Source organism: Caldimonas brevitalea (assembly GCF_001017435.1).
GTDB classification, from domain to species: Bacteria; Pseudomonadota; Gammaproteobacteria; order Burkholderiales; family Burkholderiaceae_C; genus Caldimonas; species Caldimonas brevitalea.
This window is the reverse complement of sequence record NZ_CP011371.1, coordinates 2,642,676-2,664,273: the sequence shown is the minus strand read 5'-3', so window position 1 is coordinate 2,664,273 and position 21,598 is coordinate 2,642,676. Positions and strand designations below refer to the sequence as shown.

General features: G+C 66.8%; 18 protein-coding genes and 1 pseudogene. 7 read left to right on the top strand and 12 right to left on the bottom strand.

Annotation, left to right across the window (positions count from 1 at the left end; all coding sequences use genetic code 11):
- The first annotated feature begins 36 nt into the window (after positions 1-36).
- Entirely contained in the window at positions 37-1,173 is a 1,137-nt protein-coding gene (locus tag AAW51_RS11845; RefSeq protein WP_047194790.1) for a translocation/assembly module TamB domain-containing protein, read from the top strand.
- Between the two features lie 115 nt (positions 1,174-1,288).
- Here AAW51_RS11845 and AAW51_RS11840 read toward each other — a convergent pair whose 3' ends face one another.
- The 11 genes from AAW51_RS11840 to AAW51_RS11790 form a co-directional block, all read right to left on the bottom strand.
- A complete protein-coding gene (locus AAW51_RS11840) occupies positions 1,289-1,669 on the bottom strand; it encodes a VOC family protein (protein WP_047194789.1) in 381 nt (126 codons plus the stop codon).
- Positions 1,670-1,790: 121 nt separating this feature from the next.
- On the bottom strand, positions 1,791-3,428 hold the full coding sequence (gene nadB, locus AAW51_RS11835; RefSeq protein WP_047194788.1) for an L-aspartate oxidase: 1,638 nt from the start codon (positions 3,426-3,428) through the stop codon (positions 1,791-1,793).
- A 193-nt stretch (positions 3,429-3,621) separates the two neighbouring features.
- The gene (gene clpB, locus AAW51_RS11830) at positions 3,622-6,225 is read right to left on the bottom strand and encodes an ATP-dependent chaperone ClpB (RefSeq protein WP_047194787.1); all 2,604 of its coding nucleotides are present in this window, start codon (positions 6,223-6,225) and stop codon (positions 3,622-3,624) included.
- A 115-nt stretch (positions 6,226-6,340) separates the two neighbouring features.
- Complete coding sequence (gene crcB / locus AAW51_RS11825; RefSeq protein WP_047194786.1) at positions 6,341-6,727, bottom strand: fluoride efflux transporter CrcB; 387 nt, start codon at positions 6,725-6,727, stop codon at positions 6,341-6,343.
- On the bottom strand, positions 6,727-7,230 hold the full coding sequence (gene moaE, locus AAW51_RS11820) for a molybdopterin synthase catalytic subunit MoaE (RefSeq protein WP_047194785.1): 504 nt from the start codon (positions 7,228-7,230) through the stop codon (positions 6,727-6,729). The genes crcB and moaE overlap by 1 nt, the downstream gene beginning before the upstream one ends.
- 5 nt (positions 7,231-7,235) lie before the next feature.
- Positions 7,236-7,487 carry a molybdopterin converting factor subunit 1 gene (gene moaD, locus AAW51_RS11815; protein WP_047194784.1) on the bottom strand — a complete coding sequence of 84 codons (252 nt, stop codon included), beginning with the start codon at positions 7,485-7,487 and terminating at the stop codon, positions 7,236-7,238.
- Positions 7,484-8,725, bottom strand: coding sequence for a molybdopterin molybdotransferase MoeA (locus AAW51_RS11810; protein ID WP_157359803.1), 1,242 nt, complete (start codon positions 8,723-8,725; stop codon positions 7,484-7,486). The genes moaD and AAW51_RS11810 overlap by 4 nt, the downstream gene beginning before the upstream one ends.
- On the bottom strand, positions 8,643-9,230 hold the full coding sequence (gene mobB, locus AAW51_RS11805; RefSeq protein ID WP_047197694.1) for a molybdopterin-guanine dinucleotide biosynthesis protein B: 588 nt from the start codon (positions 9,228-9,230) through the stop codon (positions 8,643-8,645). The genes AAW51_RS11810 and mobB overlap by 83 nt, the downstream gene beginning before the upstream one ends.
- Before the next feature lie 6 nt (positions 9,231-9,236).
- Positions 9,237-10,643, bottom strand: a complete 1,407-nt coding sequence (thrC, locus tag AAW51_RS11800) for a threonine synthase (RefSeq protein WP_047194782.1) — start codon at positions 10,641-10,643, stop codon at positions 9,237-9,239.
- A 94-nt stretch (positions 10,644-10,737) separates the two neighbouring features.
- Entirely contained in the window at positions 10,738-12,060 is a 1,323-nt protein-coding gene (locus tag AAW51_RS11795) for a homoserine dehydrogenase (protein ID WP_047194781.1), read from the bottom strand.
- A gap of 29 nt (positions 12,061-12,089) precedes the next feature.
- Positions 12,090-13,316 carry a pyridoxal phosphate-dependent aminotransferase gene (locus AAW51_RS11790; protein ID WP_047194780.1) on the bottom strand — a complete coding sequence of 409 codons (1,227 nt, stop codon included), beginning with the start codon at positions 13,314-13,316 and terminating at the stop codon, positions 12,090-12,092.
- A 173-nt stretch (positions 13,317-13,489) separates the two neighbouring features.
- Here AAW51_RS11790 and AAW51_RS11785 point away from each other — a divergent pair, with 173 nt between their 5' ends.
- From AAW51_RS11785 to AAW51_RS11760, 6 genes and pseudogenes are all read left to right on the top strand, one after another.
- Positions 13,490-13,870, top strand: coding sequence for an Mth938-like domain-containing protein (locus AAW51_RS11785; RefSeq protein ID WP_047194779.1), 381 nt, complete (start codon positions 13,490-13,492; stop codon positions 13,868-13,870).
- 137 nt (positions 13,871-14,007) lie between these two features.
- On the top strand, positions 14,008-14,484 hold the full coding sequence (locus AAW51_RS11780; RefSeq protein ID WP_047194778.1) for a peroxiredoxin: 477 nt from the start codon (positions 14,008-14,010) through the stop codon (positions 14,482-14,484).
- A gap of 167 nt (positions 14,485-14,651) precedes the next feature.
- Entirely contained in the window at positions 14,652-16,304 is a 1,653-nt protein-coding gene (locus tag AAW51_RS11775) for a PhoH family protein (RefSeq protein ID WP_047194777.1), read from the top strand.
- 1,057 nt (positions 16,305-17,361) lie between these two features.
- A complete protein-coding gene (locus AAW51_RS11770) occupies positions 17,362-19,011 on the top strand; it encodes an alpha/beta fold hydrolase (RefSeq protein WP_083438239.1) in 1,650 nt (549 codons plus the stop codon).
- Positions 18,956-19,240, top strand: a pseudogene (locus tag AAW51_RS11765) (diaminopimelate decarboxylase); the annotation flags it as partial. The gene AAW51_RS11770 and the pseudogene AAW51_RS11765, both read left to right, overlap by 56 nt.
- Positions 19,241-19,431: 191 nt before the next feature.
- Positions 19,432-20,400, top strand: coding sequence for an AEC family transporter (locus tag AAW51_RS11760; RefSeq protein WP_238947837.1), 969 nt, complete (start codon positions 19,432-19,434; stop codon positions 20,398-20,400).
- A 330-nt stretch (positions 20,401-20,730) separates the two neighbouring features.
- Here the strand turns inward: AAW51_RS11760 and AAW51_RS11755 are convergent, their stop codons facing one another.
- Positions 20,731-21,564, bottom strand: a complete 834-nt coding sequence (locus AAW51_RS11755) for a ferritin family protein (RefSeq protein WP_047194774.1) — start codon at positions 21,562-21,564, stop codon at positions 20,731-20,733.
- Between the last annotated feature and the right edge of the window lie 34 nt (positions 21,565-21,598).

Here is a 21,598-nt window from a genome sequence, read left to right as displayed (position 1 = left end):
TCGCGCCTACTTCAAGATCATCAGGGGAAATCGAACATGAACAATGCCTGGCACCCGCCCGCGGAGACGAGGGAACTGCGCGTCCACCGGCACGCGCACTGGCCGCCGGACCGGCCGATCGCCGCCTTCGAGAGCAAGACCATCTTCTGCCAGGGCAGCCGCTTCCTCGACGAGGCCCCGCGAGGTGGGCACGATTGCACGGTCCACGACCAGCTCGAGATCCAGAGCGCCTACTGCAAGACGGGCCCCGGTGCGACCGAGATCAAGCTCACGCCGACGGGCCGTTTCCGCAACCGGGGCCGGCTGGACGTGGAGCAGGGCCGGCTTCGCTTCGACATGCGGGAGGTGGCCGGGCCGGCCTGGGAAAACGCCGGACAAGTGCAGGTCCGCGCGGGAGCGGAGTTGGTGCTGTCCGGCGGCCCTGCTTCGCAGCTCTGGATCGAGGGCGACGTCGGCATCGACGGCCGCATGCGGGTGGATGTCGACGCCGGGGCGCTGCACGGCATCGCGCGTTGGCGCGTCGGCCAGGAGGGGCGGCTGGTGTTCACCCGTGCCTCGGGTGATGCGCCACAGAGCCGCCTCTTCCGCGGCGTCCACTACAACGGTCAAGCGCTGTTCACCGGCAGGTATGAGATCGCCCACCCGGGGCTGGAGGGCTACGGTCGCCTCGAGCTGGTCGATGCCCGCATTGATACGCCCGCCGTGCGCAACGCCGGCACCATCATCATCGACCCCGGCAGCTACCTCGGCGCAGAGAGTTTCGAGCAGACGTCGCAGCGAGGGACGGTGCAACTGGCGGGCGAACTCGCGGCGCCGGAACTCATGCTCATGTCCGGGCGCCTGGCGACCGCGGCAAGCGGCGGCATCTTCTCCGGCGCGCTGACGACGCTGGCCGGCGGCACACTGGAAATCCCGGTGCTCGACGCGGAGCGCTGTGCCACCTTGGAGGTGCGCGGCCCGGTCACGCTGCGCGGCGGCACCCTGGCGGTGACCCTGCCCGACGGCATCGGCCCGGGCAGGTGGACGCTGCTGCGGGCGTCGACCCTCACCGGCGAGTTCAAGTCCTTCACCTGTTCGCCTCTTCGCGGGAGCTTGAGCGCCGCGCTGAGCTATCGGGGAGACGCGTTGGAGCTGACCGTGAGCGAGGGACAGGCGGCAACCCGATCGATGTAGGAGCTGCGGCCTCCTCGCCGTGCGCTTCTCGCACCGGGCCTGCTGGGGGCCGTCGACGTCGGTCTCCGCGCCTTGACCGACGGATCTGCTGATCGGCCTGATCGGCCCGTTCGGCCTACTCCGGCGTGTTGATCACCGCCTCGATCCAGTGCCCGTCCGGGTCGATCACGAAGGCGGCATAGTAGTCGGGGCCATAGTCCGCGCGTAGCCCGGGCGGGCCGTTGTCCATGCCGCCGTTCAGCAAGGCGGCTTGATGGAAGTGGCGCACCGCCTCTCGCGATGGGGCCGCAAACGCCAGATGAAACCCCGCGCCCGGCGCCCTCGCCTCGCCTGCCCGCAGTTTGATCGCGAACAAGTCTTCGCCCCCCTGGCGGCCGTAGCCGGCGGCCTCGTCGTCGGCCCAGACGCGAACATAGCCGAGCGACGACAGCACCGCATCGTAGAAGTGCATCGAACGCGACAGCTCGTGCACGCCGAAAGACAAATGGTGGAGCATGGGTGCCGATCAGGTGCAGGGTTGCCCGGTCATGAGGTCGAACGGGAGCGGCGGCGGGAAACACACCGATGCGCCGTTCGCCCGCTGGCGCGTTGCCCGCTCATCGCGCCCTCGTTGCGCCTCAAATGCCCAGAAAGTTCGGCACCGGCGCACCATTGCCACCCCGCCTCCCCGCCGGCCGCACCAGGATGGTCGGAAAGCTCACCGGCAGCGTCTGCGGAAAGTCGCGGCTGTAGTGCAAACCGCGGCTTTCGTGCCGCATCAGCGCCGAGCGCACGATCAGCTCGGCACAGTCGACCAGGTTGCGCAGCTCGAGCAGGTCGCGGCTGACCCGGAAGTTGGCGTAGTAATCGTCGATCTCGCTGCGCAGCAGCTTGATGCGGGTCAGCGCACGCTCGAGCCGTTTGGTGGTGCGCACGATGCCGACGTAGTTCCACATCAGCAAGCGCAGCTCGTCCCAGTTGTGCGCGATCACCACCTGCTCGTCGGCGTTCTCGACCTGGCTTTCGTCCCACGGCGGCAGCGTCGTGGTGTCGGGCCTTGCATGCTCGCGGATGTGCTGCGCGGCGGTGCGGCCCAGCACCACACATTCGAGCAGCGAGTTGCTGGCCAGCCGGTTGGCGCCGTGCAGCCCGGTGTAGGTCGCCTCGCCCACGGCATAAAGGCCGGGCAGGTCGGTGCGGCCGAAGAGGTCGGTGACGACACCGCCGCAGGTGTAATGGGCCGCCGGCACCACGGGGATGGCCTGGCGTGTGATGTCGATGCCCAGCTTGAGGCAGCGCGCGTAGATGGTCGGGAAGTGTTCTTTCAGGAAGTCGGCGCCGAGGTGGGTGGCGTCCAGCCACACATGGTCGAGGCCGTGCTTTTTCATCTCGAAGTCGATTGCGCGCGCGACGATGTCGCGTGGCGCCAGTTCACCGCGGGCATCGTGCGCCGCCATGAAGCGGGTGCCGTCGGGCAGCTTCAGGTGGCCGCCCTCGCCGCGCAAGGCTTCGGTGATCAGAAAGCTGCGCTCCTGGGGGTGGTACAAGCAGGTCGGGTGGAACTGGATGAACTCCATGTTCCCGACCCGGCAGCCGGCCCGCCACGCCATGGCAATGCCGTCGCCGGTGGCGGTCTCGGGGTTGCTCGTGTAGCGATAGACCTTGCCGACACCGCCGGTGGCGAGCAGCACCGCCGAGGCGGGCAGCGTCTCGACACGCCCGCCGTCGATGTCGAGCGCATACACGCCATAACAGCGCGGCGCTTCTTCACGCCTCAGATGGCGCGAGGTGATCAGGTCGACCGCCATCCAGCGTTCGCGCAGCTGGATGTTGGGGTGCGCCTTGACCTCGGCCAGCAGCACGTCGTGGATGGCCTTGCCGGTGGCGTCGGCAGCATGGGCGATGCGGCGCACCGCGTGGCCACCTTCGCGCGTCAGGTGCAGGCCCATCGGGCCGGTGGGGTCGGGCGAGAACGGTACGCCGCGTTCGACCAGCCACTCGATCGCCTCGGCACTGTGGGCGGCGATGAAGCGCGCGGTGTGCTCGTCGACCAGGCCGGCGCCGGCGTCTTGGGTGTCGCGCACATGGCTGTCGATGCTGTCGTCGGAGCCCAGCACGCCGACGATGCCGCCTTGCGCCCACGCGGTGGCCGCCTCTTCGAAGTTGCGCTTGGCGAGCACCACCACCGGTTGGTGGTCGGCCAGGTGCAGGGCCACCGTGAGACCGGCCAGACCGGCCCCGACGATCACCACCGGGGCTCCGAGATTCGCTTGCATGCCTGAGGATCCTGTTGTTCGTTCGAGGGGACGGTGCGGCCCCGCGTGTGTCTGTGCCCGACGCGCGCCGAAGCAGCGACATCACAAGGCAGGGGTCGCCCGCCGGCCGTGACCGGTCGATTCTATCGGCGCCATCGAAAAAGCCGCCGGGCCTTGCGGCGCCGGCGGCTTTCAGGGGTCGAGCGAACCAGGCTCAGTGCACCACGCGTTCGAACGAGAACTGCACCTGGCCTTCGTCAGTGGTCGCGACGTCGACCGGGATCACGTCCTTCGGCCCGAAGCGGCCCTGCAGGATCAGCTTGGCCACCGGGTTCTCGATGCGGTGCTGGATGGCGCGCTTCAGCGGCCGCGCACCGAACACCGGGTCGAAGCCCACCTTGGCCAGTTCGACCAGCGCGGCCGGCGACACGTCGAGCTTCATCTCCATCTTCTCGAGCCGGGTTTCCAGGCCCTTGAGCTGGATCTTCGCAATCGACTCGATGTGCTGCTGGTCGAGCGCATGGAACACCACGGTCTCGTCGATGCGGTTGAGGAACTCGGGGCGGAAATGGCCCTTCACCTCGGCCCACACGGCGTCGCGGATCAGCTCCGGGTCTTGCCCCTGCATCTGCATGATCAGGTGGGACCCGAGGTTGCTGGTCATCACGATCACGGTGTTCTTGAAGTCGACCGTGCGGCCCTGGCCGTCGGTCAGGCGGCCGTCATCGAGCACCTGCAGCAGCACGTTGAAGACGTCCGGGTGCGCCTTCTCGACCTCGTCGAGCAGCACCACCGCATAGGGCTTGCGCCGCACCGCCTCGGTCAGGTAGCCGCCTTCGTCGTAGCCCACATAGCCCGGCGGCGCGCCGATCAGCCGCGACACCGAGTGCTTCTCCATGAACTCGCTCATGTCGATGCGGATCAAATGCTCTTCGCTGTCGAACAAGAAGCTCGCCAGCGCCTTGCACAGCTCGGTCTTGCCGACACCGGTGGGGCCGAGGAACAGGAAGGAGCCGTACGGACGGTTGGGATCGCTCAGGCCTGCCCGCGAACGGCGGATCGCATCGCTGACCGCGACGATGGCCTCGTCCTGACCCACCACCCGCTGGTGCAGCTTGTCCTCCATCTGCAGCAGCTTGTCGCGCTCGCCCTGCATCAACTTGCTGACCGGGATGCCGGTGGCGCGTGCCACCACCTCGGCGATCTCTTCGGCGCCGACCAGCGTGCGCAGCAGCTGCGGCTTGCCGGTCTCGGCCTTGCCGGCTTCCTTGGCCTGCGCGTCCTTGAGCTTCTTCTCGAGCTCGGGCAGCTTGCCGTACTGCAGCTCGGCCACCTTGTTGAAATCGCCCTTGCGCTTGAGCTCCTCGATCTGGAACTTGATGCGGTCGATCTCTTCCTTGACGTGGGCCGAGCCCTGCGCCGTGGCTTTCTCGGACTTCCAGATCTCTTCGAGGTCGGCGTACTCGCGCTCCAGCTTGGCGATCTCTTCCTCGATCAGGCCGAGCCGCTTCTGCGACGCTTCGTCGGTCTCCTTGCGGACCGCCTCGCGTTCGATCTTGAGCTGGATCAAGCGGCGGTCGAGCTTGTCCATCGCCTCGGGCTTGGAGTCGATCTCGATCTTGATCTTGGCAGCCGCTTCGTCGATCAAATCGATCGCCTTGTCGGGCAGGAAGCGATCGGTGATGTAGCGGTTCGACAGCTCGGCCGCCGCGACGATGGCGGGGTCGGTGATCTCGACGCCGTGGTGCACCTCGTACTTCTCTTGCAGGCCGCGCAGGATCGCGATGGTGGCCTCGACCGAGGGCTCGTCCACCAGGATCTTCTGGAAGCGCCGCTCGAGCGCCGCGTCCTTCTCGATGTACTTGCGATATTCATCGAGCGTGGTCGCGCCGATGCAGTGCAGCTCGCCGCGCGCGAGCGCAGGCTTGAGCATGTTGCCCGCGTCGATCGCACCTTCGGCCTTGCCGGCCCCGACCATGGTGTGCAGCTCGTCGATGAACAGGATGATGCGGCCTTCGTCCTGCGACACCTCCTTGAGCACCGCCTTCAGGCGCTCTTCGAAGTCGCCGCGGTATTTGGCGCCGGCCAGCAGTCCGGCCATGTCGAGCACCAGCACGCGCTTGTTCTTCAGCGTTTCGGGCACTTCGCCGGCGACGATCCGCTGCGCCAGGCCTTCGACGATGGCGGTCTTGCCGACGCCCGGCTCGCCGATCAGCACCGGGTTGTTCTTGGAGCGGCGCTGCAGCACCTGGATGGCGCGGCGGATCTCGTCGTCGCGGCCGATCACCGGGTCGAGCTTACCGTGGCGGGCGCGCTCGGTGAGGTCGAGCGTGTATTTCTTCAGCGCCTCGCGCTGGCCTTCGGCCTCGGCGTTGTCGACCTTCTGGCCACCCCGCACCGCGTCAATGGCCGATTCGAGCGACTTGCGCGTCAGGCCGAACTCGCGCGCGGTCTGCGCCATGTCCGTCTTGCTGTCGGTCAGCGCGAGCAGAAACATCTCGCTGGCGATGAACTGGTCACCGCGCTTGAGCGCTTCTTTCTCGGCCGCCTGCAGCAGCGAGACGGTGTCGCGGCCGGCCTGCACCTGCTCGGCGCCCTGCACTTCGGGCAGGCGCTTGAGGGCGGCTTCGGCGGCCTTCTGCAGGCCGCCGGTGTTGACGCCGGCGCGCGCGAGCAGCGCCTTCGGCCCCTCTTCCTGCTGCAGCATCGCGAGCAGGATGTGGGGCGGCTCGATGTACGGGTTGTCGTGCGCCAGCGCCAGGCTCTGGGCGTCAGCCAGCGCTTCCTGGAACTTGGTGGTGAGTTTGTCGAGTCGCATGGGGAGAACCTCCGATTGCGATGAAAAATGAGGCGGGCCGCCCACATTTCAAGTGCAATCGCTGCACCCGCCGCGGCCCGGCGGCCACCCTGGCACTCCAGCTGGGCGGCGCCCCTCAGCCGACCACCAGGCGCATCAGCCGGAAGCCGAGCGCGGCGCCGCCCAAGGCGCCGGCGACATGCGCGACCGTGTGCAAGACCGCCGCGGCCCAGCGCTGGTGCTGCAGCAACTGCAGCGACTCGGCGGAAAAGGCCGAGAAGGTGGTCAGCCCGCCGAGAAACCCGGTGACCAGCAGCAAGCGCCAGAACTCGTCGGGCACGCGGCTGAACCACATCAGGGCGGCGCCGATCAGCACACCCCCGACACAATTGACCAGCAGCGTGCCGACCGGCAAGCCCGGCCACACGGGGTTGAGCCACACGCTGAGCCGCCAGCGCAGCAGCGCGCCGACGGCGGCGCCCGCGGCGACGGCGGCGGGGTGCGCCCAGCTGATCGGCTGCATCACGCGGCCGGCTCGCCGGCGGCGGCGGCCGCATTGCCCGCCTCGACGCCCCAGCGCGCCAAGGCCGCGTCATCGCTGGTGCGTGCGTCGACCCAGCGTGCGCCGTCCGGCGTCTGCTCTTTCTTCCAGAACGGCGCCTGCGTCTTGAGATAGTCCATCAGGAACTCGCAGGCCTGGAAGGCGTCGGCCCGGTGGGCGGACGCCACGGCGACCAGCACGATCTGGTCGGCCGGCTGCAGCCGGCCGACCCGGTGCACCACCCGGGCGGCCCGGATGCGGAAGCGGGCGAACGCCTGGTCGATCATGCCGTCGATGGCCTTTTCGGTCATGCCGGGGTAGTGCTCCAGCTCCATCGTCGCGACCGACGCGCCGTCGCTGTGGTCCCGCACGGTGCCGACGAAGCTGACCACGGCGCCGACACCCCGGTCGGCCGCCCGCAAGGCCGCCACCTCAGTAGAGAGATCGAAGTCGGCGCTCTGGATGCGCACACGCGGCTCGCCCATGTTCGTCAGCCTCCGGTGACCGGCGGGAAAAACGCCACCTCGACGCCGTCCGCGAGCCGCGCGCTTTCGTCGCACATCGTTTGCTGCAGTGCCATCCGCACCGCCCGCCCGCGCGCCAGCGCCTCGGCATGCGCCTGCGACCGCATGATGAGCAGGTCGCGCAGCGCGCCGACGGTGGCGCCCTGCATCAGCTCCACGTGCTCGCCCGCGCCCAGTTCCTCGCGGATGGACGCGAAGTATTTGACCGAGATCTTCATGTAAGCAGCCATTCTGCAAAGCCAAGGTAGCGCACGCGTTCGCCGGCCCGGATCGGCTGGCCCGGTGGATTGTCGACCACACCGTCGCCCCACACCGTCGAGCTGAGCACGCCCGAACTCTGATTGGTGTAGAGCTCGAGGCGGCCCTCGCCGGCGCGCCTCACCCGCAGGAACTCGCGCCGCCGGTCCGGCCGGGGCCAGTCGAAGCCGGCTTCGAGCAGCACCGGGGTCGGCGCTGCGGTGGGGGCACCCTGCAGCGCCAGCAGCAGCGGCCGCACCGCCAGCAAGAAGGTCATGAAGCTGGCGACCGGGTTGCCGGGCAAGCCCACGAACCACGCCGAGGCGCCGGCAGCGGTGTTCACCTGGCCGAACGCGAGCGGCTTGCCGGGCTTGATCGCCACCTGCCACAGCTCGAGCCGGCCTTCGGCCTCGACCGCCGGCCGCAAATGATCTTCTTCACCGACCGAAACGCCGCCCGAGGTCAGGATCAGGTCGTGGCCCTCGGCGGCGCGGCGCAAGGCGCTGCGCGTGGCCTCGCGGCTGTCGGGCACGATGCCGAGATCGGTGCAGTCGCAGCCGAACTGCGCCAGCAGGCCCTGCAGCGTGTAGCGATTGGAGTTGTAGATGGCGCCGGGGCGCAGCGGCTCGCCGGGCATCACCAGTTCGTCGCCGGTCGAGAACAGCGCCACCCGGGGGCGCCGCACCACCGACAGCCGGGCCGCGCCGACGGTGGCGGCCAGGCCCAGCGCCTGAGGGGTCAGACGGGTGCCGCGCGGCAACACGACGGCGCCGCGCTTCACGTCCTCACCCTGCTCGCGCACCCACTGGCGCGGCTCGGGCACGACGTCGAAACGCACCTGGCCGCCGCCCTCGAGCACCGTGCACTGCTCCTGCATCACGACGGCGTCCGCGCCCGGCGGCAGCGGCGCACCGGTGAAGATGCGGGCCGCCGTGCCGGCCGCCAGCGGCTGGCCGACCTGGCCGGCGGCGACACGTTGGGACAACGGCAGCACGGATCCGGGCTCGGGGATGTCGGCGCGGCGCACCGCGTAGCCGTCCATCGAGCTGTTCGCCAGCGGCGGCACGTCGAGCGGCGAGATCAGGTCTTCGGCGAGCACCCGGCCGAGCGCCGCGACGCACGGCAGCGTTTCGGTGTCAGCGAGCGGGCGTACCGGGGCGAGCAGCCTCGCCAGGGCCTCTTCCAGGCTCAACAAGGGCGGACGGGGGACGGTACTCATATCGTGCAGCATTCTGCAGCAGATGTGCCGTCACGGCGTCGACATCGTCGAGAGCCAGCACCGGGCAGTGCGGCGGCTGCGGCAGCGCTGTCGCCGCGTCGGTGACGACGGCGACGATGGACGGGTTGCCGGGGTACTGCACGGGATGGCCGCAGGCTGGGCGCCACACCTCGATCTTGCAGATGTCGGCCGCGTGCTTGAAACCCTCGACCAGCACCCAGTCGCAATCGCTCAGCTCGGCGATCAGCTGGTGCACCGTCGGCTCGGCCTCGACCTCGTATTCGCGGATCTTGGCCAGCCGCCGGTCGGAGGCGACCACCACCTCATAGGCGCCCGCCTGGCGGTGGCGCCAGGAGTCTTTGCCGGGGTGGTCGATGTCGAACCGGTGGTGCGCGTGTTTCACCACGGACACCCGCTGCCCCGCGTGACGCAGCCGCGGGATCAGCTGCTCCAGCAAGGTGGTCTTGCCGGAGCCCGAGTAGCCGCAGAAGCCGAGAACCTTCATCGCCGCTCAGCAGTGGGCGGCGATGTAGTCCTTGACGGTCTGCGCCTTGGGCGGCACCACGGTGTAGCGCTTGGGCAACTGCTCGATGCCTTCGAGCGCGCTCGGACGCTCCGGCTCGCGGCCCAGCGCCTCGCGGATCGCGGCGGCGAACTTGACCGGCAAGGCGGTTTCGAGCACCAGCATCGCCTCGCCGGGGGTGCGGCGCTCGCGTGCCACCTTCAGGCCGTCGGCGGTGTGCGTGTCGATCATCACGCCGTGCTGCTCGAAGGTGGTGCGGATGGTGGCGATGCGGTCGGCATGTGTGCTGCGGCCCGAGACAAAGCCGTATTCGGCCACCCGCGCGAACTCGTGCGGCGCCAGCTGGAACGAGCCGTGCTGCTCGACCTCGGTCTTGAACAACCGGCGCGTGCGCTCGCCGTCGCGGCCCAGCAGGTCGAACACGAAACGCTCGAAGTTGGACGCCTTGGAGATGTCCATCGACGGGCTCGACGTCTCGTAGGTCTCGGCGCCCTGGCGCACCCGGTAGGTGCCGGTGCGGAAGAACTCGTCGAGCACGTCGTTCTCGTTGGTGGCCAGCACCAGGCGGTGGATCGGCAAGCCCATCATGCGGGCGACGTGGCCGGCGCAGATGTTGCCGAAGTTGCCGGAGGGCACGGCGAAGCTGACCACCTCGTCATTCGAGCGCGTGGCCTGGAAGTAACCGGCGAAGTAGTAGACCACCTGCGCCACCAGGCGCGCCCAGTTGATCGAGTTGACCGTGCCGATCTTGTAGCGGCGCTTGAACTCGAGGTCGTTGGACACCGCCTTGACGATGTCCTGGCAGTCGTCGAACACACCTTCGACCGCTAGGTTGTGGATGTTCTCGTCCTGCAGGCTGAACATCTGGGCCTGCTGGAAGGGGCTCATGCGGCCGTTCGGCGACAGCATGAAGACGCGCACGCCCTGCTTGCCGCGCATCGCGTACTCGGCCGCGCTGCCGGTGTCGCCGGAAGTCGCGCCGAGGATGTTGAGCTGCTCGCCGCGGCGCGCCAGTTCGTACTCGAACAGATTGCCCAGCAGCTGCATCGCCATGTCCTTGAAGGCCAGCGTGGGGCCATTGGACAAGGCCTGCAGCCACAGCCCGGGCTCGAGCGGCTTGAGCGGCGTGATCTGCGGCGTGCCGAACACCTGCTCGGTGTAGGTGCGGCGGACGATGTCGCGCAAATCGTCGGCCGGGATGTCGTCGATGTACAGCGACAGCACCTCGAACGCCAGTTCGGCATACGACAGGCCACGCCAGCGCTGCAGGGTGGCGGCGTCGACCTGGGGGTAGTGCTGGGGCAGGTAGAGGCCGCCATCGGGCGCCAGGCCTTCCAGCAGGATCTCGGAAAAACCGCGCTCGGTCTTGTCTGCGCGCGTGCTGATGTATTTCAAGTCGGTCTCCGCGGTGCCGCGTCGGGTTCGGCGGGGGTTTTTCCCCCTGCACGCCCGGCGGGCCTTGCAGGGCACGCCGGGGCTCAATCGGGGGTCAGTTCAGATCTTCCTTGCGGATGCGCACGATGGGCTGCAGCACGGTGGGCAGCGCTTGCATCTGCACGGTAGCCTTGTTCATGCGGCCCTCGGCGGTGTCGTGGGTCAGGATGATCAGGTCGGTCTGGTTCTCGTTGTCGCCCGCCTCGCGCTGCAGCACTGCGTCGATCGAAATGCCGTGTTCGGCCAGGATGCCGGTGATGCGCGCCAGCACGCCGGCCTCGTCGGCCACCCGCAACCGCAGGTAGAACGAGGTGACCACGTCCTCGATCGGCAGGATGGGCGTGCTGTCGAGCGCGTCGGGCTGGAAAGCCAGATGCGGCACGCGGTGGTCGGGGTCGGCGGTATGCAGCCGGGTGACGTCGACCAGGTCGGCCACCACCGCCGAGGCGGTGGGCTCGGAGCCGGCGCCCTTGCCGTAGTAGAGCGTCGAGCCGACCGCGTCGCCATGCACGACGACGGCGTTCATCGCGCCTTCGACATTGGCGATCAGACGTTTCTCGGGCACCAGCGTCGGGTGCACACGCAGTTCGATGCCGCCGCCGGGAAGGTCGTCGCGACGCTTGGTGATGCCCAGCAGCTTGATGCGGTAACCCAGCTGCTCGGCGTAGGTGATGTCGGCCGCCTGCAGCTTGGAGATGCCTTCGACATAGGCCTTGTCGAACTGCACCGGGATGCCGAACGCGATCGCGCTCATGATGGTGGCCTTGTGCGCCGCGTCGACGCCTTCGATGTCGAAGGTGGGGTCGGCTTCGGCATAGCCGAGGCGCTGGGCTTCTTTCAGCACCACGTCGAAGTCCAGGCCCTTGGAGCGCATCTCGCTCAGGATGAAGTTGGTGGTGCCGTTGATGATGCCGGCGATCCACTGGATGCGGTTGGCCGTCAGGCCCTCGCGCAGCGCCTTGATGATGGGCACGCCACCCGCCACCGCCGCCTCGAAGGCCACCATCACGCCGCGCTCGCTGGCCGCCGCGAAGATTTCGGTGCCGTGCACCGCGAGCAGCGCCTTGTTGGCGGTGACCACATGCTTGCCCGCGGCGATCGCCTTCAGCACCAGTTCCTTGGCCCGGGTGGTGCCGCCGATCAGCTCGACGATGATGTCGATCGACGGGTCGGTGGCCACGGCGTCCAGGTCGGCCGTGATGGCGACCCCGGAGCCGAGCGCCGCGCGGGCCTTGTCGAGCGAGCGAGCGCCGACCTGGGCCACCTCGATGCCGCGGCCGGCGCGGCGGCGGATCTCGGCCTGGTTGCGCTCGAGCACCTTCACGACACCGCTGGAGACGACGCCTGCGCCGAGCAGGCCGATGCGAATGGGATTCATAGGAACTCGGGTGGTGTGAGGAAGAACGGTCAGTAGGAGTGGCGCTTGCGGTAATGCTCGAGGAAGCGCGCAATGCGGCCCACGGCCTCCGTCAGGTCGTCCGAGTTGGGCAGGAAGACGAGCCGGAAGTGGTCGGGCTGGGCCCAGTTGAAGCCGGTGCCCTGCACGATCAGCACCTTCTCCTCGGCCAGCAGCTCATAGGCGAACTGCTGGTCGTCCTGGATCGGATACAGCTTCGGGTCGAGCCGCGGGAACATGTAGAGCGCGGCCTTCGGCTTGACGCAGGTGACGCCGGGGATGTCGGTCAGCAGCTGGTGCGCCAGGTCGCGCTGACGGCACAAACGCCCGCCCGGCGCCACCAGGTCCTTGATGCTCTGGTAGCCGCCCAGCGCGGTCTGGATCGCGAGCTGGCCTGGCGTGTTGGCGCACAAGCGCATCGAGGCGAGCATGTTCAGGCCCTCGATGTAGTCCTTTGCGTGCTTCTTCTCGCCCGACACCACCATCCAGCCGGCGCGGTAGCCGCACGAGCGGTAGTTTTTCGACAGCCCGTTGAAGGTGACGGTCAGCACGTCGTCGGCGAGCGAGGCGATGCTGGTGTGGGTCTCGCCGTCGTAGAGCGTCTTGTCGTAGATCTCGTCGGCGAACACGATCAGCTGGTGCTGCCGCGCGATCTCGACCAGCTCGAGCAGCAGCGACTCGGGATAGAGGGCCCCGGTCGGGTTGTTCGGGTTGATGACGACCAGCGCCTTGGTGTTGGGCGTGATCTTGCGCCGGATGTCGTCGAGGTCGGGCAACCAGCCCGACTGCTCGTCGCAGATATAGTGCACCGGCGTGCCGCCCGACAGCGCCACCACGGCGGTGTACAGCGGGTAGTCGGGGGCCGGGATCAGCACTTCGTCGCCGTTGTTCAGCAGCGCGTTCATCGACATGCCGATCAGTTCGGAGGCGCCGTTGCCGAGGTAGACGTCGTCGACGCTGACGCCGTGCACGCCCTTCTCCTGCGTGTAGTGCACCACCGCCTTGCGCGGCGCGAACAGGCCCTTGGAGTCGGTGTAACCGGCCGTGTGGGGCATGTTGCGGATCATGTCCTGCACGATCTCGTCCGGCGGCTCCAGGCCGAACACCGCCAGATTGCCGATGTTCAGCTTGATGATCTTGTGCCCTTCTTCCTCCATCTCCCGGGCCTTCTCCAGGACCGGGCCTCGGATGTCGTAGCAGACATTGGCCAGCTTGGCGGACTTGGAGACGGGTTTCAAGGAGACCTCCGGGCGTAGGGAACCGCGCCGGCTGTGGGGAATTGCTGCGGCGCAAAACCTATAATTTAACCACAGCCACCCTAGTGCCGGCGCGGCCTTGGCGCCCTGGTGCCGCCTTTTTTGGCAGCTTGCCGTCGGTGTTTTCCTCCCCCCAGCCCAGTCTGCGTCGCGCCGTGAAGCTTCAACCTGACCGCATCGATTCCGCCAACGTCATCGGCGCCCACGCCGCCGACGGCGTCACCATCAACGGCCAGCTGCACACCAGCAGCGTGATCGTGCCCTGGACCGGCGAAGTGCTGCCCTGGCCCTGTTCGGCGCTGGAAGATCTGCGCGCCGAGCATTTCGAGCAGGTGGCGCGGCTCAAACCCGAGGTGGTGCTGTTCGGCAGCGGCACGCGGCTGCGCTTCGTGCGGCCCGAGGCGCTGCGCCCGCTGGTGGAGGCGGGCATCGGCATGGAAACAATGGACACGCCGGCGGCCTGCCGCACCTACAACGTCCTGGTGTCCGAAGGCCGCTCGGTCGTGGCGGCGCTGCTGATCCAGCCGCCGGCCTGACGGCCTGCCCGGCGCCGGGCGGCACCCGATGGGCTTTCGAAGCGCAACGGCCAAGGGCCCGCGGGCTTCGGTGAGAAGGCGAGAGGCCGTATAATTTAGGGCTACGCCTGACCGGCGCAACCCTCCAAAAAATCTACATGACGCCTGCCCTCAATAAACCCCTCCCGGAATTTGAAGCGCTCGCGACCGGTGGCGTGAAGTACTCGCCGCAGGCATTTGCGGGGCAAACCGTCGTCCTGTACTTCTATCCTAAAGACAATACCCCGGGCTGCACCACCGAAGCGATGCAATTTCGCGACAAGCACAAAGACTTCGTGAAAGCTGGCGCAGTCTTGTTCGGTGTCTCGCGCGACAACATGGCGTCGCACGACAAGTTCAAGCAGAGCCTGGAACTACCGTTCGACCTGATCGCCGACACCGAAGAAAAGATGTGTCACATGTTCGGCGTCGTGAAAAACAAGATCATGTACGGCAAGAAGGTCAAGGGCATCGAGCGCAGCACCTTCGTGATCGATCCCGAAGGGATCCTGCGCCATGAGTGGCGCGGCATCAAGGTCGCCGGTCATGTGGACGAAGTGCTGAAAGCCGTCAAGGGGCTGAAAAAAGGCGGCTGAGGGCCGTGGCGGCGGGCGCCGCGAGGCGGCGCGCCGCGTTGATCGCTGGAACGAGTTGTGCATAATGGGCCCATGCTGTTGAGTTGGACCTCCTGCATGACCGCAAAGCCGCACGGGTTGCTGTGCGGCTTTTTTGTTTTCGCAGCCTGACGCCACGTCGCTATCCAATGCCACTGCCGAAACCGCCCGCCAAAAAAGCCACCGTTCTTTCGCTCGCCGACCTCGACGCCCAGGCGGCGCCGCGGCCCAGCAAACGCTCTTCCAAGGCGGAGCCTGCCTCCCCGGCCGTGCTCGACCTGTTCGACCCCGCTGCCGAGAAATCTCCGCCGGTCCAGCCGGTACGGCCGGCCGCCAAAACGGCAGCGCCGGTGGTCGCGGCGGCTGCCCAACCCCGCGCCCCGGCCCGACCGGCCAAACGCGCCCGCTCCGAGGGGCCGCCGCGGTTGTTCGTGCTCGACACCAATGTGCTGATGCACGACCCGATGTCGCTGTTCCGCTTCGACGAACACGACGTCTACCTGCCCATGGTCACGCTGGAAGAGCTCGACAGCCACAAGCGCGGCATGTCGGAAGTGGCTCGCAATGCACGCCAGGTGAGCCGGGAACTGGACGCGCTGGTGGCCAGCACCGGCAGCGAGATGCCCGAAGGCATCTCCTTGTCCAAGACCGGCCACAAGGACGCCGCCGGCTGCTTGTTCTTCCAGACCCAGCTGCTCGACGTGCAACTGCCGGAAGGGCTGCCGCAAGGCAAGGCGGACAACCAGATCCTGGGCGTGGTGCAGTCGCTGCGCAAGCAGCACGCCAACCGCGACGTCGTGCTGGTGTCGAAAGACATCAACATGCGCATCAAGGCGCGTGCGCTCGGCCTGCCCGCGGAGGACTACACCAGCGACAAGACGCTGGACGACGTCGACCTGATGTACACCGGCGTGCTGTCGCTGCCGGCCGACTTCTGGGAGCGCCACGGCAAGACGATGGAGAGCTGGCAGCAAGGCGGGCTCACCTACTACCGCATCAGCGGCCCGCTGGTGCCGTCGCTGCTGATCAACCAGTTCGTCTATCTCGAAGCGCCCGGCGTGGCGCCGCTGTACGCCAAGGTCACCGAGATCACCGGCAAGACGGCGGTGCTGCGCACGCTGAAGGAATACACCCACCAGAAGAACGCGGTGTGGGGCGTGGTGGCGCGCAACCGCGAGCAGAACTTTGCGCTCAACCTGCTGATGGACCCGGAGTGCGACTTCGTCACACTGACCGGCACGGCCGGCACGGGCAAGACGCTGATGACGCTGGCCGCAGGTTTGAGCCAGGTGCTGGACGACCGGCGCTACAGCGAGATCATCGTGACCCGGGTGACGGTGCCGGTTGGCGAAGACATTGGCTACCTGCCAGGCACCGAAGAAGAGAAGATGTCGCCGTGGATGGGCGCCCTCGACGACAACCTCGAAGTGCTGGCGCGGTCCGACTCGAGCGCCGGCGAATGGGGTCGGGCCGCGACCAACGAACTGGTGCGCTCGAAGATCAAGATCAAGAGCTTGAACTTCATGCGCGGCCGCACCTTCCTGAACAAATACGTCATCATCGACGAAGCGCAGAACCTGACGCCCAAGCAGATGAAGACGCTGATCACCCGCGCCGGCCCCGGCACAAAGATCGTTTGCCTCGGCAACCTCGCGCAGATCGACACACCCTACCTCACCGAGGGCAGTTCGGGCTTGACCTACTCGGTCGACCGCTTCAAGGGGTGGCCGCACAGCGGGCACGTCACGTTGGCCCGCGGTGAACGGTCGCGGCTGGCCGACTTTGCGAGCGAAGTGCTTTAGGCGGACGCCGGTGCAACAGGGGCGCCTGGGCTCCAGGTGACCCTGTACCCGTTTCAGCACGGTTCAGGAGTTGGAATTTCCGGCTCCTGTGCGTGACGTCGCCGTTGCTTCCCGCAGGCAGCAACGGCGGGCGAATCCGGCGAGGGTAGCGCACGACGTCACGCGCGTGCGCCCACTTGTCTGCTGTACATCTTCCGCCACACCTAAGAGGTCGCGTCGCCGATCCCCATCTCGCGGCACACCGCCCAGACGCTGAGACAGGACAGTAGCTCGGCCTGCTTCAGCGCAAACGCGATCTGCTCGTCAGTGGACCTGCTCGGCCTCCCGCCATGCTTTCCCGGCTCATCCTCGGGCCTTCGTCATGCCAGATGCGCCACTGACCAAACGGTTCGGAAAGCTGGGACAGGGTCAATGTGCAGCAGCCCATAGGCATCGGTCTTTAAATCCATTTCCGGGACGCGCAGGCCATCGCAACTCGGAATCAATGAGAACACGAACGGGCTGCTGCGACAGTACGTCCCGAACGGCAACGGTGTACACCCGATCGACATCGACGCGAATGACTCACTTTAACGAGGCCTGCGGCACACAGCCGATCTTCGGCGCAACCGATTCAACGGCCGCCGACGGCGACGTATACACCACCCGGTGCTCCTGCACCGGACGCACGGCGCGCTCACACACCGCCGGCGAGAACCTGCTCAACTGGTTCTGACCTCCATCCTTTCAAAGCGTGGACGCTCCACGATTCCGGGGGGCGGTTCGGAAGCGGTCGTCTGTCGTGTGGCGCTCCGATGCTTCACATCGAAAGGAGACCGACTTGACCTGCTGTGATTGAGGTCGCTCCCCTCCTCGGGGTGATTGCAGACACTCACAGTGTTGGCGCGGTATCTATGCCGGCATGATCGCATCCAAGAAGACCAAATATCGAACAACGTGCATCGCGCTTAGCGCCGCCAGTTCCTCCCCCCTGATCGAACCGCCTGCTGCCTCGTGTTGATTTGCGAGGCTCGTTCGGCGTGAATTCGTTCCAAGTGCGGCGCAGCGCTTCAATCGAATGACACCGAGGGCGGTCTGCTTGCCACTAGAGCAGAGGCACGCGGCCCGGGTGTCGGCGGAGGGTCTCATGTCGCGGATCAGGTCGACTGTTACCGGTTCTCTGGATAGCGCGGTGATGCTGATCGCCTTCCCTTTTGCGGGCGGCGGGGAGTCCAGCTACGAGGCGCTCGCCAACAGGTTGAAGGACAGCATCAGCCTCGTCACGCTAAGTTTGCCCGGACGCGGGCCGCTGCACGATGTCGAGCCCTATGACGAGTGGCCATCGCTCATAGACGATCTGATCCAAGAGCTTGTTCAGCACACCGGCGGCGCCCCGTTTGCACTGTTTGGGCACAGCTTCGGTGCCCTGCAGGCATTCGAGGTTTGCCGCGCACTGGTGCTGCGCAATATGCCTCTCCCCCTGGGCCTGTTTGTCTCGTCCTATCCCGCGCCCCACCTCGTCAACCCGCGCAGCCTGCCCGGTCGTCAAACGCACACGCTGCCCGAACCAGAGTTCGTTGCCGTGGTCCGCGAATGGGGATTTTTCAGCACCAACTTCAACCGACAGCACGAGTCGGCGCAGCAAGAGGCCCTGCTGCAGTACGGCGCGGCCGCGCTTCGCGCCGATTTGCGGCTGGACGAAACCTATCGCTACTCGTCGGGCGCTGCACTGCCGATTCCCGCCGTTGTGTTCGGCAGCACCGGCGATCACAGCGTGCCCCCTGAAAGCTTGGCGGCGTGGCAGGCCCAGCTGGCGCCGGAGAGCGCCTTTTCCGTCGAGCATTTCGAGGGTGGGCATTTCTATCTCCAACAACCGGCGGCTGCCGACGCGCTGGCTGAGCGTGTGATGCATCACATGGAGCAGTGGCTGCGCGCGCTGTCACCGTCGGTGCTAGAGGCCCGCCCGCAGCCCGGGTCGCTGCTGGCCGACCCCTCCTGGCAGGTCCAGTGTTGGAATGCCCGGCACTCGGTGCTGGCTCACGTCTGCCGCCAAGTCGAGCGTCTACCCCACAACACCCTGGCACTGGTCGACGGCGAGCGCCGCTGGACCTACCGCCAACTGTCGTCCGCCGCCGCACAACTGGCCGAGTCGCTCGAAACCGCGAATGTCCAGGCCGGCGATGTCGTGGGCGTGTTCCTGCCCCACGGTGCCGAGTACACCTTATCGCTGCTGGCTGCCTGGTCTGTCCGCGCCGCCGTCTGCCTGCTGGAGAAGAACTGGTCCGACGCGCTGCTGAAGGAGTTTGTCGCGAGCTGCAAAGTGCGCCTGGTCTTGACCCTGCCCACCGAACTGGTGCGCGTGCAGGCGCTGCTGTCGCCGCTGCCCTGCCTCGCCGTGTCGCCGCTCACCGCGCCCAGCGAGGCGACACGCTTGACGCCTGCGCCATGCCGGGGCGACGACGTTGCATTCGTCTCGCTCACGAGCGGTTCCACAGGCAAACCCAAGGCCGTGCTCACCACCCATCGGGGCACCAGCTTCTGCTTCCTGGCGCGCCAGAGCCTCTATCCCTACCAGGAAGGCGAGCGCGAAGGCGTCAACGTGTTTTTCGCTTGGGAGTGCTTTCGGCCCCTGATGTTCGGGCTGCCCGCCACGATGAAGTCGCCCGGCTCCCCGTTTTGTTGGCCTCAACGGCGGATTCAACTTGGCGGTCGAACCTGCCTTCTATGACCTGCCCTGCGAACCCGTGCCGTGTTGCCCTCGACAGGGCGCGGTGGAAGCAGTAACGCTGGCCGGCAATATCAACGAGGCGCTCGACGTGTGGGCGACCGACGTGCCCTTGCCGCCGGTGGAGCATGGCGACGCAGTGGCCTTGCTGAACGCCGGCGGCTACGCATCGTCCATGAGCTCCAACCATTGCCTGCGCGGTCAGTTCCGTGAACTGCTGCTGCAGCCTTAGGGCCTGTTCACACCCGGCCCACAGAGAAGCAACAGGACGGGCGGTGCGGCCCCTGTGTGAGGCCGTGCCAACAGCGGGTCGGGGTCGAGAGTTCGCGACGAAAGGCTCCAAGGCAGCCGCGAGCTACACCACAATGCCAGCTCGCGGCGCTTCTACCGGCCCGCCTGACGTGTCTGACGTGTCTGACGTGGGTGACGCCCAAGGTGTGCGGCGCACGGCGCGGTCGGAGTCAGCGGGCCGTACATATTCATCAAGGGATCGAGATGCACGGACTGGCGCTCATTGCGGTTTGCTTGTTGATCGGCGTGGGCCTGGCCCGCAGCGAGCGCCTGCCGGACAACTTCTGCGCGGTGCTCAACCTGTTTGCGGTGCGCGTCGCCTTGCCGGCTCTGGTGCTCAAACATATACATGCCATCGTGTTCGATGCGACCCTGTGGTTGCCCCTGCTGACACCTTGGGTCGTGTTTGCGCTGTCCGCCGCCGCAGCTCAACTGGCCGGGCGTTTCTGGGGGCTCAGACGCGACACCATCGGCTGCCTGACGCTGGTATGCGGGACAGGCAATACATCGATCGTCGGCATCCCTTTGGTACAGGCATTCATCGGCGTGCCGGCGGTGGGCTACGCGGTCGTCATCGATCAATCGAACTTCGTCGTGATGTGCACGCTGGGCATGGTCGCGGCGAGCCTCTATTCAGAGGACCGGCCGGACGGGCAACGTATCGTGCGTCAGATGCTCGGCTACCGGCCACTGCAGATGCTGGTCCTGGCCCTCCTGTTGCGGCCGATCGAGTTTCCGATGTGGCTGGATCAGACCCTGTCGGTACTGGGTGCCACCTTGACGCCGATCGCGTTGATTTCTGTCGGTGCCAGCCTGCACTGGCCGCGCGAACTGGGAGTCGTGCGCAACTTCCTCGTGGGTGCCTGCATCAAGCTGCTAATGGTGCCGGCACTGGTGCTGCTGCTGTGGAGTCAGGTGAGCGACCTTCGCGACCTGGCTTTCACGACCTCGGTGCTTCAGGCCGCGATGCCACCGATGATCATCGCCGGGTTGATCGCCACCGAGCGGCGTCTCGATCCGCCGCTGACGCAGGTGCTGATCGGCGTGGGCATCCCTTTGTCGTTTCTCACGACCGGCTTGTGGCTGGTGTTGCTGCACTAGCCCCTGTTCACACTCGGCCGAGGGCGGCGGCGCGACGAGTATGAACAGGCCCGCGCTCGGTGTGCCGATGACGGTCGCGCGTCGCCGTATGGCTCAAACTGACCGTCTTGCAACGCTGTCGAGCGCCGCAACGGTCAAGACACCCAAGGTCCCCATCATCAACGACAACATGATGATGACCTGGTCCGCCGTGGTTGTGTGCCCACACGGCACACAGCAACCGTACCCACCTCCCGGTTCATGGCGTGGCGAATGGTGACGTGCTGACCGCGATCTTCGGGATGGCCTTGAAGCAACAGAGCCGGACAAAGGCGCGAAGTACGGCGCCTCTTAGTCTGCTGCCTGCGCAACTTCCTTCTCGCCTCGATTCCATGCCTCTGGGCTCGCACTCCCCTGCCCCATCAACGTGCTCAGGTCTCGAAGGATGGCAGCAACGACCCTGCCTTCGCAGGCCCGGTCAAACCGAATCTGCGTGTCCAACCATCTTGCCAGCCACCCGGGGTCCGGCATCCGGGATTGAACGGTGTCGCGGGGAAAGAGACTTTGGTTGACGTGCAGGGTGGCAGGATGCGAGGCCCGAGAACCGCCGCCGTCACCCGTCATCAGCGCACCGATCTTCGTGAAGGCGGCCTGGGTCTCGCCGGGGCGGCGGTCGAGCGCCTGGCGCAGGTAGCGCAGATGGGCTGCTGCGTGACGCGCCTCGTCGAGCGCGAGGGTCTGGTAGATCGCCGTGATCACCGGTTCCGCATGCCACTCCGCGGCACGGGCGTACCAATGGTGCAAACGCACTTCTCCGCAGAAGTGCAGCATGACGGTTTCCAGCGCCGGCGCCGGGTCGAACTCGAAGCGCACCTCATGCAGCTCTGCTTCCGTCGGCACGAGATCGGGGCGGAAGCGGAGCAGGTACTCCATCATCACCATCGCGTGCTTCTGCTGCTCGAAGAACCAGATACTCGTGAAGGCCGAAAAATCGCTGTCGTCGCGGTGGTCGCGAAGGAACATCTCGGTGGTGGGCAGCGCGGCCCATTCCATGATCGCGTTCATCTTGATCGAGTGCGCCTGCTCGTCGCTGAGTCGGCTCGCATCGAACAAATCCCAGGGGATGTCCCGCTCCATGTTCCAACGGGTCGCCTCAAGCTCTTTGAAAAGGTCGGGATATAGCACGCTGTCTCCTGAGGTTCGTGGTCAGGTCACGTCT

What these genes read in the sequence shown, in the direction of transcription:
- AAW51_RS11775 (WP_047194777.1), top strand. Translation starts at nt 14,652, where the DNA reads ATGCCACTGCCGAAACCGCCCGCCAAAAAAGCCACCGTTCTTTCGCTC.
- AAW51_RS11795 (WP_047194781.1), bottom strand. Translation starts at nt 12,060, where the DNA reads ATGAATCCCATTCGCATCGGCCTGCTCGGCGCAGGCGTCGTCTCCAGC.
- AAW51_RS11810 (WP_157359803.1), bottom strand. Translation starts at nt 8,725, where the DNA reads ATGAGTACCGTCCCCCGTCCGCCCTTGTTGAGCCTGGAAGAGGCCCTG.
- AAW51_RS11845 (WP_047194790.1), top strand. Translation starts at nt 37, where the DNA reads ATGAACAATGCCTGGCACCCGCCCGCGGAGACGAGGGAACTGCGCGTC.
- moaD (WP_047194784.1), bottom strand. Translation starts at nt 7,487, where the DNA reads ATGAAGATCTCGGTCAAATACTTCGCGTCCATCCGCGAGGAACTGGGC.
- mobB (WP_047197694.1), bottom strand. Translation starts at nt 9,230, where the DNA reads ATGAAGGTTCTCGGCTTCTGCGGCTACTCGGGCTCCGGCAAGACCACC.
- AAW51_RS11780 (WP_047194778.1), top strand. Translation starts at nt 14,008, where the DNA reads ATGACGCCTGCCCTCAATAAACCCCTCCCGGAATTTGAAGCGCTCGCG.
- moaE (WP_047194785.1), bottom strand. Translation starts at nt 7,230, where the DNA reads ATGGGCGAGCCGCGTGTGCGCATCCAGAGCGCCGACTTCGATCTCTCT.
- clpB (WP_047194787.1), bottom strand. Translation starts at nt 6,225, where the DNA reads ATGCGACTCGACAAACTCACCACCAAGTTCCAGGAAGCGCTGGCTGAC.
- crcB (WP_047194786.1), bottom strand. Translation starts at nt 6,727, where the DNA reads ATGCAGCCGATCAGCTGGGCGCACCCCGCCGCCGTCGCCGCGGGCGCC.
- AAW51_RS11770 (WP_083438239.1), top strand. Translation starts at nt 17,362, where the DNA reads ATGACACCGAGGGCGGTCTGCTTGCCACTAGAGCAGAGGCACGCGGCC.
- nadB (WP_047194788.1), bottom strand. Translation starts at nt 3,428, where the DNA reads ATGCAAGCGAATCTCGGAGCCCCGGTGGTGATCGTCGGGGCCGGTCTG.
- AAW51_RS11840 (WP_047194789.1), bottom strand. Translation starts at nt 1,669, where the DNA reads ATGCTCCACCATTTGTCTTTCGGCGTGCACGAGCTGTCGCGTTCGATG.